13 protein-coding genes and 1 pseudogene are annotated in these 14,678 nt (G+C 65.4%); 10 read left to right on the top strand and 4 right to left on the bottom strand.

Annotation, left to right across the window (positions count from 1 at the left end; translation table 11 throughout):
* Positions 1–12 precede the first annotated feature (12 nt).
* Both sufU and LMQ14_RS16155 read left to right on the top strand, forming a co-directional pair.
* A pseudogene (gene sufU / locus LMQ14_RS16160) lies at positions 13–475 on the top strand (Fe-S cluster assembly sulfur transfer protein SufU); the annotation flags it as partial.
* Positions 456–803: a metal-sulfur cluster assembly factor gene (locus LMQ14_RS16155; RefSeq protein ID WP_085221810.1), complete on the top strand. Its 348-nt coding sequence runs from the start codon at positions 456–458 to the stop codon at positions 801–803. The pseudogene sufU and the gene LMQ14_RS16155, both read left to right, overlap by 20 nt.
* 6 nt (positions 804–809) lie before the next feature.
* Here LMQ14_RS16155 and LMQ14_RS16150 read toward each other — a convergent pair whose 3' ends face one another.
* Positions 810–1,694, bottom strand: a complete 885-nt coding sequence (locus LMQ14_RS16150; protein ID WP_267730575.1) for a DUF5666 domain-containing protein — start codon at positions 1,692–1,694, stop codon at positions 810–812.
* Positions 1,695–1,742: 48 nt separating this feature from the next.
* On the opposite strand from LMQ14_RS16150, the gene LMQ14_RS16145 reads away from it, so the two are divergent.
* Positions 1,743–2,714 (top strand): YihY/virulence factor BrkB family protein, encoded by a 972-nt coding sequence (locus LMQ14_RS16145; protein ID WP_267730574.1) that lies wholly within the window; start codon positions 1,743–1,745, stop codon positions 2,712–2,714.
* Positions 2,715–2,724: 10 nt separating this feature from the next.
* Here the strand turns inward: LMQ14_RS16145 and LMQ14_RS16140 are convergent, their stop codons facing one another.
* Positions 2,725–4,554 carry an acyl-CoA dehydrogenase gene (locus tag LMQ14_RS16140; protein ID WP_267730573.1) on the bottom strand — a complete coding sequence of 610 codons (1,830 nt, stop codon included), beginning with the start codon at positions 4,552–4,554 and terminating at the stop codon, positions 2,725–2,727.
* Between the two features lie 279 nt (positions 4,555–4,833).
* Here LMQ14_RS16140 and trxA point away from each other — a divergent pair, with 279 nt between their 5' ends.
* From trxA to LMQ14_RS16120, 4 genes are all read left to right on the top strand, one after another.
* Positions 4,834–5,184 carry a thioredoxin gene (gene trxA / locus LMQ14_RS16135; RefSeq protein ID WP_267730572.1) on the top strand — a complete coding sequence of 117 codons (351 nt, stop codon included), beginning with the start codon at positions 4,834–4,836 and terminating at the stop codon, positions 5,182–5,184.
* Positions 5,185–5,197: 13 nt separating this feature from the next.
* Positions 5,198–6,043, top strand: coding sequence for an enoyl-CoA hydratase (locus LMQ14_RS16130; RefSeq protein WP_267735543.1), 846 nt, complete (start codon positions 5,198–5,200; stop codon positions 6,041–6,043).
* A 24-nt stretch (positions 6,044–6,067) separates the two neighbouring features.
* Positions 6,068–7,696: an ABC-F family ATP-binding cassette domain-containing protein gene (locus LMQ14_RS16125; RefSeq protein ID WP_267730571.1), complete on the top strand. Its 1,629-nt coding sequence runs from the start codon at positions 6,068–6,070 to the stop codon at positions 7,694–7,696.
* Positions 7,697–7,799: 103 nt separating this feature from the next.
* On the top strand, positions 7,800–7,991 hold the full coding sequence (locus LMQ14_RS16120; RefSeq protein ID WP_267730570.1) for a helix-turn-helix domain-containing protein: 192 nt from the start codon (positions 7,800–7,802) through the stop codon (positions 7,989–7,991).
* A gap of 24 nt (positions 7,992–8,015) precedes the next feature.
* On the opposite strand, the gene LMQ14_RS16115 is transcribed toward LMQ14_RS16120, so the two are convergent.
* The gene (locus tag LMQ14_RS16115; protein WP_267730569.1) at positions 8,016–8,591 is read right to left on the bottom strand and encodes a TetR/AcrR family transcriptional regulator; all 576 of its coding nucleotides are present in this window, start codon (positions 8,589–8,591) and stop codon (positions 8,016–8,018) included.
* A 25-nt stretch (positions 8,592–8,616) separates the two neighbouring features.
* The gene (locus LMQ14_RS16110; protein ID WP_267730568.1) at positions 8,617–11,451 is read right to left on the bottom strand and encodes an aconitate hydratase; all 2,835 of its coding nucleotides are present in this window, start codon (positions 11,449–11,451) and stop codon (positions 8,617–8,619) included.
* A gap of 200 nt (positions 11,452–11,651) precedes the next feature.
* On the opposite strand from LMQ14_RS16110, the gene LMQ14_RS16105 reads away from it, so the two are divergent.
* The 3 genes from LMQ14_RS16105 to ripB all read left to right on the top strand — a co-directional run bounded on the left by LMQ14_RS16105 (position 11,652) and on the right by ripB (position 14,631).
* On the top strand, positions 11,652–12,215 hold the full coding sequence (locus LMQ14_RS16105; RefSeq protein ID WP_267730567.1) for a DUF6676 family protein: 564 nt from the start codon (positions 11,652–11,654) through the stop codon (positions 12,213–12,215).
* A gap of 240 nt (positions 12,216–12,455) precedes the next feature.
* A complete protein-coding gene (gene ripA / locus LMQ14_RS16100; RefSeq protein WP_267730566.1) occupies positions 12,456–13,895 on the top strand; it encodes an NlpC/P60 family peptidoglycan endopeptidase RipA in 1,440 nt (479 codons plus the stop codon).
* 10 nt (positions 13,896–13,905) lie between these two features.
* Complete coding sequence (gene ripB, locus LMQ14_RS16095) at positions 13,906–14,631, top strand: NlpC/P60 family peptidoglycan endopeptidase RipB (RefSeq protein WP_267730565.1); 726 nt, start codon at positions 13,906–13,908, stop codon at positions 14,629–14,631.
* The last annotated feature ends 47 nt before the right edge of the window (positions 14,632–14,678 follow it).

Raw genomic sequence — 14,678 nt, 5'->3', positions numbered from 1 at the left:
CGCATTGAGCAGATGTATCAAGACGTGATCCTCGATCACTACAAGCACCCGCAGCACCGCGGTCTGCGCGAGCCGTTCGGTGCGCAGGTGTACCACGTGAACCCGATCTGCGGCGACGAGATCACCCTGCGGGTGACGTTGTCCGGCGACGGCCAGACCGTCGCCGACGTTTCCTATGACGGCCAAGGCTGTTCGATCAGCCAGGCGGCCACCTCGGTGCTGACCCAGCAGGTGATCGGTCAGAGCGTGGGGGAAGCGCTCAAGACCATCACGGCGTTCACCGAAATGGTGTCGTCGCGGGGAACGGTCGAGGGCGATGAGGATGTGCTGGGCGACGGAATCGCGTTCGCCGGAGTAGCCAAGTACCCGGCGCGGGTGAAATGTGCTCTGCTGGGGTGGATGGCTTGCAAAGACGCACTGGCCCAAGCCAGCCATGCTTTCGAGGAGGACCAACGATGAGCGAAACCACCGCACCCGACGAGGAATTTCTCGCCGACCTCGAAGAGGCGATGCGCGACGTCGTCGACCCCGAGCTGGGGATCAACGTCGTCGATCTGGGGTTGGTCTACGGCCTCAACGTCGAACAGGGCGACGAAGGAAAGGTCGCAACCATCGACATGACGCTGACGTCGGCGGCCTGTCCGCTGACCGACGTGATCGAAGACCAGTCGCGCAGCGCGCTGGTCGGCAGCGGTCTGGTCAACGATCTGCGGATCAACTGGGTGTGGAACCCGCCGTGGGGCCCGGACAAGATCACCGAGGACGGCCGCGAACAGTTGCGCGCCCTGGGCTTCACCGTCTGAGCGCCGCTAGCCGCCGAGCCCGCGGTGGCCCGATGGCTTGTGGCCGCCCCCGCATTTGCCGTCACGCGCCGGTCGCAGGTCGATAGTTGTCGCCTGCAGCGTGCCGTTGCCGTCCCGAATGCCTTGTGCCGTCATGCATTTGCCTTGCGCGATGGCCTGTGTGTCGGAGCCGGCCTGCTTGGTGTATCGCGTCTGGTCAGTCACCGTCACCGCCGTCTGCGAGCCGGCGCCGCTGGGGTCGATGCTCGTCACGGTGATCGTGGAACCCGCGACGGACGCGACGGCGCCCCGCACGGGCGCTCGTTTGGGTGTGCCGCCGGGTGTGACGGGCGGGCATTTCCCGTCGACGGCGGGGCTCACGCGCACGGACGCCGCGGTGAGCGGTTGGCCGGGCTGCGATTCCTGGTGGGCGGGCCGCACGGTGACGCAACTGCCGACGGTGACGTCACCCAGCGCGCCCGCAGTGACCTCAGTGACCTTTGTCGACGTCGTGAAAACCACGGCGGCATTGCCCTTTTCCTGCGTGACCTGGGCGGTGTTTCCCGACACCGACGCGATCAGGCCACGCACCCGGGCTTGGCCGGTCGCCGGCGGCGAGGTGGACGGCGGCGCCGACGACATCGCCGAACTTGTGGGGCCCGGCGACGAACTGGGGCTTGACGTGGTCGACGAACCACACGCCACGACGGATAGCGCGGTGACTCCGGTGACCCCAAGCATCGCGAATCGGGTAAGCCGGTGAGAGCTGGCAGATATCAACGTGTCTCCAATCGTGGGATGGTCCCAACGTCCCAACGACGGGTCTACCGGATCCACCTGTGCCGGACCTATGAGTCGAGCGGGCTGCCCGGCGCGGTTGGCCGGCGGCGAATCGGGGTATGCCCTGCTCATCGGTGTTTCGATTGGGGTGTCGCTTTCCGGGGGGATGAGTGATCGGCAATGGTCGGCTGGTTGGATGATTTGCAGCGACGAAACCGCGGCGTGAGTGTGACCGTTTCCGTCATCTATAAATACCTCGATGATCAAGGCGGCTACCTGGCCGCGCTGATCACCTACTACGGCTTCGTGTCGCTGTTCCCGATGCTGCTGTTGTTGACCACCGGGCTGGGTGTGGTGCTCGCCGGTCGCCCCGACCTGCAAGAGCAGGTGCTGCACAGCGCCCTGAGCCAGTTCCCGGTGATCGGCAGTCAGCTGCATGAGCCCGCGGGGCTCAGCGGGGGGACGGTCGCCGTTGTCGTAGGGATCCTGGGCGCGCTCTATGGCGGTCTGGGCGTCGGCCAAGCCGTGCAGAACGCGATGGACTCGGTGTGGGCGGTGCCGAAGAACAAGCGTCGCAACCTGATTCGGGCACGCGTGCGCAGCTTCGTTTTGTTGCTCGTTCTTGGCTCGGCGGTGATCGCGGCCACCGTCGTGTCCGGGATCGCTCAGACGACCGGGGCGCTGGGCGTATCCGGAAAGATCGGTGTCACGCTGGCCGCTGTGGCGATCAACGCGCTGATCTGCCTGGCGGTTTTTCGCATGACCACGGCAAAAGAACTCACCTACCGGCAGGTGCTGCCGGGAGCCGTTGCGGCAGCGTTCATTTGGCAGATACTGCAGTGGTTCGGCGCCGGCTATATCCAGCACACCGTCAGGACCGCCAGTGCCACCAACGGTATTTTCGCGTTGGTGCTGGGCTTGCTTGCTTTCCTGTATCTGGTGTCGACCACGCTGGTGCTCTGTGCCGAGCTGAACGTCGTCCTGGCGGAGCAGCTGTACCCGCGTGCACTGCTGAGCGCATTCAGCGACGCCGCCGAACTCACGCCGGCGGATCGTCTGGTCTACGCCAAGAAGGCGAAAGCCGAACGCGTCAAACGGCTCGAGCGCGTGATCGTCAGGTTCAACGACGTCAACAGACCCGTGACGCCCTAGCGTCAATAGGTCAGAACGCGTCTTCGGAAATGCGCATGATGTCGTCGTCGAGGGATTCGATGACGCGGCGCAGCGCGGTCAGCTTCGGCAGCATGTTCTTGGCGAAGAACGCCGACGTCGCGATCTTGCCCTGGTAGAAGGCTTCGTCCTTCCCGCCGGGATTGCTGGCCAGAGCGGCGTGCGCAACCCCGGCCTGCACCAGCAATCGCCAGCCGATGAGCAGGTCGCCGACCGCGAGCAGATAGCGGACCGAGCCGAGTCCCACCTTGTAAATCTCGCCTGCGTGCTGGCTCGCGGACATCAGGTAACCGGTCAACGCGCCCGTCATCGAGGTGACCTCGTCGAGGGCGGATTGCACTGCCTGCGCTTGCGATTTCAGTGCCTCGTCGCAGTTGTCGATGGTCTGACTGATCTGCGCGGTGACAAACTGCAGGGCCGCGCCGTGGTCGCGAACGATCTTGCGGAAGAAGAAGTCCAGGGCCTGGATCGCGGTGGTGCCCTCGTAGAGCGAATCGATCTTGGAATCGCGGATGTACTGCTCGAGCGGGTAGTCCTGCAGGAAGCCCGAGCCGCCCAGCGTCTGCAACGACTCCGTCAGGATCTCGTACGCCCGTTCGGAACTCACGCCTTTGACGATGGGCAGCAGTAGATCGTCGACGCGGTGCGCCATCTCGTGGTCGGCACCCGAAACTTGTTGTGCGAGAGCATCATCCTGATGTGCAGCGGCATACATGTACAGCGCTCGCAGTCCTTCGGCGTACGCCTTCTGGGTCATCAGGCTGCGGCGCACGTCGGGGTGGTGCATGATCGTGACCCGCGGTGCGGCCTTGTCGGTCATCTGGGTCAGATCGGCGCCCTGCACCCGTTCCTTGGCGTAGGCAAGTGCATTGAGGTAGCCGGTGGAAAGGGTGCCGGCGGCCTTGACGCCGATCGTCATGCGAGCGTGCTCGATCACGGTGAACATCTGCGCGATCCCGTTGTGCACGCCGCCGACCAGATAGCCCACGGCGGGAACATCCGTGGCGCCGAATGTCACCTCGCAGGTGGGGGAGGACTTGATGCCCATCTTGTGTTCCAGCCCCGTGACGAAAGCCCCGTTGCGGGCACCGAGTTCGAACGTGTCGGGATCGAAGAGGTAATTGGGCACATAGAAAAGGCTCAGCCCCTTGGTGCCCGGGCCGGCGCCCTCCGGGCGCGCCAACACCAGATGAAAGACGTTGTCGGCGGTGTCGCCTACGTCACCTCCCGAGATGAACCGCTTGACGCCCTCGATGTGCCAGGTGCCGTCCGGTTGCGCGATGGCCTTGCTCCGGCCCGCGCCGACGTCGGAGCCCGCATCGGGCTCGGTGAGCACCATCGTGGCGGCCCAGCCGCGCTCGACGCCCTCTGCCGCCCAACGCTTCTGCTCCTCATCGCCCTCGGCGTAAAGCGCTTGCGCCATAAAGGGACCCAGGCAGAAGAAGCTCGCCGACGGATTCGCGCAAAAGATCATTTCGTTGACCGCCCATGCCAGCGGCGGCGGTGCGGGCATGCCACCGATGTCCTCGGCCAGGCCGAGGCGCCACCACTCGGCGTCCTTGATCGCTTGCACGGTCTTGGCCAGCTCGGGCGCGACGCTGATCGTGTGTGCCTTGGGATCGAAGACCGGCGGGTTGCGGTCGGCGAACGCGAAGGTTTCGGCGACCGGGCCTTCGGCCAGGCGAGCGGCTTCGGACAAGATGGTCCGCACCGTGTCAGCGTCCAGCTCGCTGTACTGCCCGGCGCCGAGAACGGCGCCTACCTCGAGAACTTCGAAGATGTTGAACTCGAGATCACGGACGTTGGCGATGTAGTGGCCCAAGACATCTCCCTCGGCTGGCCCGTCCGGCGACGGATCATCAGCCCTAAGTGTCTCCGAGCACCGAAACCCTCCGCAACCGTAACCTCGGGGCACTGGCCGTCGTCGCCCGCCAACGAAATCCCAACTGTTCATTGGGAAGATCGGCCCGCGTTACTCCCTCGACAACGCGGTGCACACCGTTGCGCTGGCCAATCACTCCTGGCGGGGGCAGTATATGGGTGCGCGACTGGCCGACATTCGCGCGGGAACATCCGAGCAGTAGCCGGCGTTAGGCGAAATGTGACAACACAGGATCTCACTGCGGAGCAGTTCAACGCGACCATCGAGAACAACGACATCGTGCTGGTCGACTTCTGGGCTTCCTGGTGCGGGCCATGCCGCCAGTTCGGGCCGACTTTCCAGGCGTCGTCGGAGAAGCACCCAGACATCGTGCACGCCAAGGTCGACACCGAGGCCGAACAACAGTTGGCCGCCGCGGCCCAGATTCGGTCCATCCCTACGCTGATGGCATTCAAAAAGGGCAAACTGCTGTTCAACCAGCCGGGGGCCCTGCCGCCGGCGGCGCTGGAGGATTTGGTGCAGCAAGTCAGGGACTTCGACATCGACGCGGTTCAAGCAGAGCAAGCCTGACCAGCGCCGCCGAATAGGTCGCTGGCAACGGTCGCGATACCGTTCACGGGTGAGTTTGGTACTCGTTGAACACCCGCGGCCCGGCGTCGCCCTAGTAACCCTCAATCGGCCCGAGCGGATGAATTCCATGGCGTTCGACGTCATGGTGCCGTTGAAGGCGGCCCTGGAAGAGGTCACTTACGACAACTCCGTGCGGGTTGTCGTGCTGACCGGGGCGGGTCGAGGCTTCTCTTCGGGTGCCGATCACAAGTCGGCGGGCACGGTGCCGAATGTGGACGGGCTGACCCGCCCGACGTATGCGCTGCGCTCGATGGAGCTCCTCGACGACGTCATCCTGATGCTGCGGCGCCTGCATCAGCCGGTCATCGCCGCGGTCAACGGCGCGGCCATCGGCGGCGGGCTGTGTCTGGCGCTGGCCGCCGACATTCGGGTGGCCTCCACCAACGCCTATTTTCGGGCCGCGGGCATCAATAACGGGTTGACCGCCAGCGAACTGGGTCTGTCCTACCTGCTGCCCAGGGCCATCGGAGCGTCGCGGGCGTTCGAGATCATGCTGACCGGTCGCGACGTCACCGCCGAGGAGGCCGAGCGCATCGGGCTGGTGTCCTGCCAGGTGCCCGAGGGCCAGCTGCTGGACACTTGCTATGCGATCGCCGCGCGGATCGCCGCGTTCTCCCGGCCCGGAATCGAGTTGACCAAACGCACACTGTGGAGTGGACTGGACGCCGGTAGCCTGGAAGGGCACATGCAAGCCGAAGGCTTGGGACAGCTTTTTGTCCGACTGCTCACCGCGAACTTCGAAGAAGCGGTTACTGCGCGTGCAGAGCGGCGTCCCCCGGTGTTCACCGACGACAAATAACTACTGGTATCGAGGAGAGCGATCGTGATCACGGCTACGGACCTTGAGGTCCGCGCTGGTGCGCGCATCCTGCTCTCACCCGACGGCCCCGACCTCCGGATTCAGCCCGGCGACCGCATCGGCCTGGTCGGGCGCAACGGAGCGGGCAAGACCACGACCCTGCGCATCCTGGCCGGGGAAAGCGAACCGTACGCCGGATCGCTCACCCGCACCGGCGAAATCGGTTACCTGCCACAGGATCCCAAAGAAGGCGATCTCGACGTGCTGGCCCGCGACCGGGTGCTGTCGGCTCGCGGATTGGACGTTCTGCTCACCGATCTGGAGAAGCAGCAGGCGTTGATGGCCGAGGTAGCCGACGATGAAGCGCGCGACCGTGCGATCCGTCGTTACGGTCAGCTGGAGGAACGGTTCGTCGCGTTGGGTGGCTACGGCGCCGAGAGCGAAGCCGGACGAATCTGCGCGAGTCTTGGCCTGCCGGAACGGGTCATGACGCAGCAACTGCGCACCCTGTCCGGCGGCCAGCGCCGCCGGGTGGAGCTGTCGCGAATCCTGTTCGCCGCCTCCGACACCGGTGCGGGTTCGTCGACCACGCTGCTGCTCGACGAACCGACCAACCACCTCGACGCGGATTCGCTTGGCTGGCTGCGGGATTTCTTGCGGTCCCACACCGGCGGCCTGGTGGTCATCAGCCACAACGTCGACTTGCTCGCCGACGTCGTCAACCGGGTGTGGTTTCTGGACGCTGTGCGCGGCGAGGTCGACGTCTACAACATGACGTGGCAGAAGTATCTCGACGCCCGGGCCACTGACGAACAGCGCCGCCGCCGCGAACGCACCAATGCCGAACGCAAGGCCACCGCGTTGCGCTCGCAGGCGGCCAAGCTAGGTGCGAAGGCCACCAAAGCCGTTGCGGCCCAGAACATGTTGCGGCGCGCCGATCGGATGATGGCCGCTCTCGACGAAGAACGGGTCGCCGACAGGGTGGCCCGGATCAAGTTTCCCACCCCGGCCGCGTGCGGGCGCACCCCGCTGGTGGCCAAGGGGCTGAGCAAGTCCTACGGTTCGCTCGAGGTGTTCACCGGGGTCGACCTGGCTATCGACCGGGGCTCGCGGGTGGTGGTGCTCGGGCTCAACGGCGCGGGCAAGACGACGCTGCTGCGGCTGCTGGCCGGCGCCGAGACGCCCGACACCGGAGGGCTGGAGCCCGGACACGGTTTGCGCATGGGCTATTTCGCGCAGGAGCACGACACCATCGACAACGACGCGACCGTGTGGGAGAACATCCGGCACGCCGCACCTTCCTCGGGCGAGCAGGACCTGCGCGGCCTGCTGGGAGCATTCATGTTCAGCGGTGCGCAGCTCGACCAACCGGCGGGCACCCTGTCCGGTGGTGAGAAGACGCGGCTCGCGCTGGCCGGTCTGGTCGCATCCACGGCGAACGTCTTGCTGCTCGACGAACCGACGAACAATCTCGATCCCGCGTCGCGGGAACAGGTGCTCGATGCGCTGCGCAGTTATCAAGGCGCGGTGGTGTTGGTGACCCACGATCCGGGTGCGGCCGAAGCACTCGACCCGCAACGCGTTGTCCTATTGCCGGACGGCACCGAGGATTATTGGTCCGAGGAATACCGGGATCTGATCGAGCTCGCCTGAGCCCCCTAACTCATCACACGCGAATTCTGCGAAATCGACACGCGCACGACAGCGAGTTCTTACCCTTGGTGCTTGGGTTTGAGATTCAAGCGTGGAGGGGTCAGTGGCAAAGTCGAAAGAGATGCGCGCCGAGTTGTTGCACGAGCTGCGCAATGCCTACGAGAGCGGAGCGAGCATTCGCAAGCTCGTCGCCAACACCGGCAGGTCGTACGGGTCGATTCACAGCATGCTGCGCGAGTCGGGTACCACGATGCGCAGCCGGGGCGGACCAAATCACACGTCGCGACACCGCTAGAGCGCGCACTCGGGCCGCGGCCCGCTAGGGCCCAGAATCGTTGCGGCGCACCGAGTTCTCCACCAAGTCGAGGACGGCGGACAGCCGCTGCGGATGTTCCCCGGAGGCCAGCCGGGCCACCAATCCGTCCAGGACCAGTTCCAGGTAACACTGCAACACGTCGCCCGGTACGTCGTCGCGCACCCGGTGTGCTTCCTTCTGCCGTTGCAGTCGATCGTGTGTCGCCGCCGCCAGTTCCGCGGAACGCTCCGACCATCCGCGGCTGAACGCGGGGTCGTTGCGCAGCTTGCGCGCGATCTCCAACCGGGTGGCCAACCAGTCGAACTGCTCGGGCGCGGCGAGCATGTCGCGCATCACCTGGATGAGACCCTCGCGCGACGCAACGTCGGCCATCCGCTCGGCGTCCTCGTGCGCCAGTGCGAAAAACAGTGCGTCCTTGTCCCGGAAGTGGTGGAAGATCGCACCACGCGACATCCCGATCGACTGCTCCAGCCGGCGAACCGTGGCTCGGTCATAGCCGTGTTGGGCGAAGCAACGACGAGCGCCGTCAAGGATCTGACGACGGCGAGCCGCCAGATGGTCCTCGCTGACTTTTGGCATGGGCCCGGGCGTGGGTCGGCTTGGGCTAGCCGGACTTGAGCATGTTGCGCAGCACGTACTGCAAGATGCCGCCGTTGCGGTAGTAGTCGGCCTCACCGGGGGTGTCGATGCGCACCACCGCGTCGAACTCTGTGACCTTTCCGGCGGCGTCACCACCGGAGGCCTTACTGGCCTTGACGTGCACCGTCTTTGGCGTCTTGCCGTCGTTGAGCGCCTCGATCCCGGTGATGTCGAACGTCTCGGTGCCGTCCAGTCCCAGCGAGCCCGCGGACTCCCCTTCGGGGAATTGCAGCGGGATCACGCCCATGCCGATCAGGTTGGACCGGTGGATGCGCTCGAACGATTCGGTGATCACCGCCCGCACGCCCAGTAGCGCCGTGCCCTTGGCCGCCCAGTCCCGCGACGACCCGGAGCCGTACTCCTTGCCGCCCAGCACCACCAGCGGAATGTTCTCTGCCGCATAGTTTTGCGCCGCGTCATAGATGAATGCCTGCGGCCCGCCGTCTTGGGTGAAGTCGCGGGTGTAGCCACCGGACACGTCGTCGAGCAGCTGGTTGCGCAGGCGGATGTTGGCGAACGTGCCGCGAATCATCACCTCGTGGTTGCCCCGGCGCGATCCGAACGAGTTGTAGTCCGTGCGCTCAACGCCGTGCTCGTCGAGGTACTGCGCGGCCGGGGTGCCCGGCTTGATGCTGCTCGCGGGGGAGATGTGGTCGGTCGTCACCGAATCGCCGAGCAGTGCCAGCACCCGCGCTCCGCTGATGTCCTTGACCGGCTCGGGGTCGGCGGACATCCCCTCGAAGTACGGAGGCTTGCGCACGTACGTCGAGTCCTCGGCCCACTCAAAGGTGTTGCCGCTCGGGGTCGGCAGATTCTGCCAGCGCTCATCGCCCTTGAACACGTCGCCGTAGTTCTTGACGAACATCTCCTGGCTGATCGCGGCGGCGATGGTGTCGGAGACGTCTTGCTGCGACGGCCAGATGTCTTTGAGGAAGACGTCGTTGCCTTCTTTGTCCTGGCCGAGTGCCTGGGTGTCGAAGTCGAAATCCATGCTGCCGGCCAACGCGTAGGCGACGACCAGCGGTGGCGACGCCAGGTAGTTCATCTTCACGTCGGGGTTGATGCGGCCCTCGAAGTTGCGATTGCCGGACAGCACGGCCGACACCGAAAGATCGTTGTCGTTGATCGCCTTTGAGATTTCCTCGGGCAGCGGGCCGGAGTTGCCGATGCAGGTGGTGCAGCCGTAGCCGACCAGATAGAAGCCGAGCTTCTCCAGATATGGCCAGAGGCCGGCCTTGTCGTAGTAGTCGTTGACCACCTGCGAGCCCGGCGCCATCGTGGTCTTCACCCACGGCTTGGATGCCAGTCCCTTGTCGACGGCGTTGCGGGCCAGCAGCGCGGCGCCCAGCATCACCTCGGGGTTTGAGGTGTTGGTGCACGACGTGATCGCCGCGATCACCACCGCACCGTGGTCGAGCACGAAGTCGCCGTACGCCTCCGTCTTCACCGACACCGGGTTGCTCACCCGGCCCTTCGAGTACGCGGCGGCCGACTGCACCGGAGCGCGGTCGTCGGCGTGGCCGTTGGCCACCTGACCCGGGTCGCTGGCCGGGAACGTCTCGTCGAGCTCCTCGTCGAGCTTCGAGTACTCGTTCTTGTCGGGGTCGTCGCCGACGTAGCTGGGAATCGTCTTGCGGAACGTGGACTTGGCTTCGGACAACACGATTCGGTCCTGCGGACGCTTCGGGCCCGCGATCGAGGGCACCACTTCGGACAGGTCCAGTTCCAGATACTCCGAAAACACGGGCTCGTGCTCGGGGTCGTGCCACATGCCCTGCTCCTTGGCGTAGGCCTCGACCAGCGCCAGCTGCTCGGGCTTGCGGCCAGTGAACTCCAGGTACTTGATGGTCTCTGCGTCGATCGGGAAAATCGCTGCGGTGGAACCGAATTCGGGGCTCATGTTGCCCAGGGTGGCGCGGTTCGCCAGCGGCACCTCGGCCACACCCTTGCCGTAGAACTCGACGAACTTGCCGACCACGCCGTGCTTGCGCAGCATCTCGGTGACCGTCAGCACGACGTCGGTGGCCGTGACACCGGCCTGAATCGCGCCGGTCAGCTTGAAGCCGACGACCCGCGGGATGAGCATCGACACCGGCTGGCCGAGCATCGCGGCCTCCGCCTCGATACCACCGACGCCCCAGCCCAGCACGCCGAGCCCGTTGACCATCGTCGTGTGCGAGTCGGTACCCACACAGGTGTCGGGGTAGGCGACCCCGTTGCGCTCCATCACCACGCTGGCGAGGTATTCGATGTTGACCTGGTGCACGATGCCGGTGCCCGGCGGCACCACCTTGAAGTCGTCGAACGCGCCCTGGCCCCAGCGCAGGAATTGGTAGCGCTCGCCGTTGCGCTCGTACTCGATCTCGACGTTGCGCTCGAACGCGTCGGGGGTGCCGAACAGATCGGCGATCACCGAGTGGTCGATCACCAGGTCGGCCGGCGCCAGCGGGTTGACCTTCTCCGCGTTGCCGCCCAGGTCGCCGATCGCCTCGCGCATCGTGGCCAGGTCGACGATGCACGGCACCCCGGTGAAGTCCTGCATCACGACGCGGGCGGGCGTGTACTGAATCTCAATGCTGGGTTCCGCCTTCGGATCCCAGTTGGCGATCGCCTCGATGTGTTCCTTGGTGATGTTGGCGCCGTCTTCGTTGCGCAGCAGGTTCTCGGCAAGAACCTTGAGGCTGTAGGGCAGCTTCTCGGTGTTGGGAACGGCGTCGAGACGATAGATCTGGTAACTCTGCTCGCCGACCTTCAGGGTGTCGCGGGCTCCGAACGAGTTCACAGATTCTTGGCTAGTCACATCAACTCCCTGGGATTAAGTTCTGCCGCCGACGGGCCGTGTCGGCGGTGCGGTGCAACTCTAACAGTACGCTTGTCCTATATAAAGCGGGACTCCAATTTTTCAGTGTCGTCGGGTCGGGGCCGGGTTGAAACCCCTTTTGCCGACTGTTCGCGTACGGTGCCTGTAGCGCTGGGCTGTTTGGAGGGCAGGAGGGCACCATGACCGGGCACGACTCTTTCGTTCAGACCGTTCCGATCCTGCCCGCCTACATCCCCCAAGACGTCGATATGACGGCGGTCAAAGCGCAGGTTGCCGCCGCCGGGGTCAGTGCGCCGCCGGACGCGATGCCGGCCCTGCTCGACGTGGTCAACCAGGCTCATGCCGCGGGTATCAACCTGAAAATCGTTTTGCTCGACCACAACCCGCCGAACGACACGCCGCTACGTGATATCTCCACCGTGGTCGGCGCCGACTATCACGACGCCACGGTCTTGACGCTCAGCCCGAACTTCGTCGGCACCTACAGCACGCAGTTCCCGCGCGTCACCCTCGAAGCCGGCGAAGACATCGCCAAGACGGGCAACCCGGTGGTCTCGGCGCAGCACTTTTTGCACGAGCTGAAAACCCCCGAATTTCCTTGGACCGGGCTGACTATTTTCCTGCTTATCGGCGTGCTCGCCGCGGCCGTCGGCGCCCGGTTCCTGCAGCTGCGCAGCAGGCGGGCAGCAACCTCGGTGAATGCGGCAGAAACTCATACCGCAGAGCCCGCTAAGGGCGTCTAAGCACGCATATCTGACTCGGCCGATTGGGTGGGGGCAAACCCCCGATGTTCCACCGCAAATCGGGCAGATCACCGTTCGGTCACATTAAACGCACGTAGAGGGTTGCGATTTGTGACGAGCATTTCCCCGGCGACCCGTGTGACGTACGGTGCAAATGATGCTCGTGTTGTCTTTGGCGCTTGTAGAGAAAAATGGGGCTGGCGCCGCCGTCCGCGTTAAGCCCAAGGGGAGCAAAGTCGAATGAGACTCACACGCCGGGGCTCTGCCGCGCGACCGTTCGCCAGGCTGGTTCGTCCGGTCATTCCGGCGGTCCTGAGTGTGGCCGTGCTCTTCACCACACCGGGTCTGGCGCAGGCTGATCCGAACGCCGACAGCCTCGGCGTGCTGATCGCCAACGTCGCCAAGGCCAACCAGCGCCTGGAAGACCTGAGTGCCGAAATCCAAGGCGAGCAAGAGGCCGTCAACAAGGCCCTGGTCGATGTGGAGACCGCACGGGACAACGTGACCGCAGCGGAGCACGACCTCGAAGTCAGCCAGCAATCGGTCAAGGATGCCAACGCGGCAATCGCTGCGGCCCAACGTCGTTTCGACACCTTCGCGGCGGCTACCTATATGAATGGTCCGTCGGGCAGCTACCTGACCGCGCGCAGTCCCGAGGACATCATCGCCACCGAAAGCGCCTCGAGGACCCTGGCGGCCAGTTCCCAGACGGTGATGGACAACCTGCAGCGGGCGCGCACCGAGCAGGTGAACAAGGAGTCCGCGGCGCGGCTGGCCAAGCAGAAAGCCGAAAAGGCCGCTGCCGACGCAAAATCCAGCCAGGATGCCGCCGTCGCCGCGCTCACCAACTCGAAGCAGAAATTCGAAGAACAGCGTGAGCAGATCACCCGCCTGGCCGCCGAGCGGGACGAGGCCGAGGCCAAGCTCCAGCAGGCGCAACTCGCGTCCGCGCATTGGTCGACCGGCGCGGGAGACCCCGGTGCGCCGACGTCGGGCGACCGGTGGGATCCGGGAGCGCCGGCCGGGACGGCTCCGTCCGGCGGACGGCATTGGGACGGTTGGGATCCCACGCTTCCGATGGTGCCGAGTGCCAACATCCCGGGTGACCCAGTCGCGGTGATCAACCAGGTCCTGGGCATCTCGGCCACCTCGACGCAGGTCACCGCCGGCATGGGCAAGGGCTTCCTGCAATCACTCGGCATTCTCAAGCCCGACGACACCGGGATCACCAACGCCACACCGGGTGGGGTCGGGGGACGTATTCCGCGGGTCTACGGTCGGCAGGCCTCCGAATACGTGATCCGCCGCGGCATGTCGCAGATCGGCGTGCCCTACTCGTGGGGCGGCGGCAACGCGGCCGGCCCAAGCCACGGAATCGACTCCGGCGCCGGCATCACCGGCTTCGACTGCTCGGGCCTGGTCTTGTACTCGTTCGCCGGGGTGGGCATCAAGTTGCCGCACTATTCGGGTTCGCAGTACGGCATGGGCCGCAAGATCCCGTCCTCCCAAATGCGCCGCGGCGACGTCATTTTCTACGGCCCGGGCGGAAGCCAGCACGTGACGATCTATCTCGGTCAGGGCCAGATGCTCGAGGCTCCCGACATCGGTTTGAAGGTGCGCGTTGCGCCGGTGCGCACCAGCGGCATGACGCCATACGTGATCCGCTACATCGACTACTAAACGAGGAGCTATGCGGCAGAAGCGTTTTCGCCTGGTCAACCTGGCCTGGGTCACCACTTTGGTGACCGGGCTGATGTTGTCCGTCGCCGCTCCGTCCAACGCCGACCCCGGCGCCTGGGATCCGACGCTGCCGGCGACCATCAGTGCCGGCGCCCCCGGCGACCCGCTGGCGGTGGCGAACGCCTCGCTGCAGGCCACCGCGCAGGCCACCCAGACCACGATGGACCTGGGCAAGCAATTTCTGAGCGGGCTCGGGATCAACCTCGGCGGGGATGCGCCCGCCGCCGCTGCCACGCCCAGCAACCCGGGCGCAAAGATTCCGCGGGCGAATGGCCGTCAGGCCATCGAGTACGTGATCCGCCGGATGGGCGCCCAGATGGGTGTGCCGTATTCGTGGGGTGGCGGTTCGCTACAGGGCCCGAGCAAGGGCATCGACGACGGCGCCAACATCACCGGGTTCGACTGCTCGGGGCTGATGCGGTACGGGTTCGCCGGGGTGGGCGTGCTGATCCCGCGGTTCTCCGGTGACCAGTACAACGCCGGGCGCCACATTCCTCCGAGTGAGGCACGGCGCGGCGACCTGATCTTCTACGGCCCCGGCGGCGGCCAGCACGTCACCATGTATCTGGGCAACGGCCAGATGCTGGAGGCCTCCGGAAGCGCGGGCAAGGTGACCGTGAGCGCCGTGCGCAAGCCCGGCATGACGCCGTACCTGACTAGGATCATCGAGTACTGACCCTGGCATGCCGTCGGGATCGCGGCCGGACCTGGCGGGTTTGATTT

This window comes from Mycobacterium sp. Aquia_213 (assembly GCF_026625985.1).
GTDB lineage: Bacteria > Actinomycetota > Actinomycetes > Mycobacteriales > Mycobacteriaceae > Mycobacterium.
The sequence above is the reverse complement of the archived record's forward strand: the minus strand, read 5'-3'. Positions and strand labels throughout refer to the sequence as shown.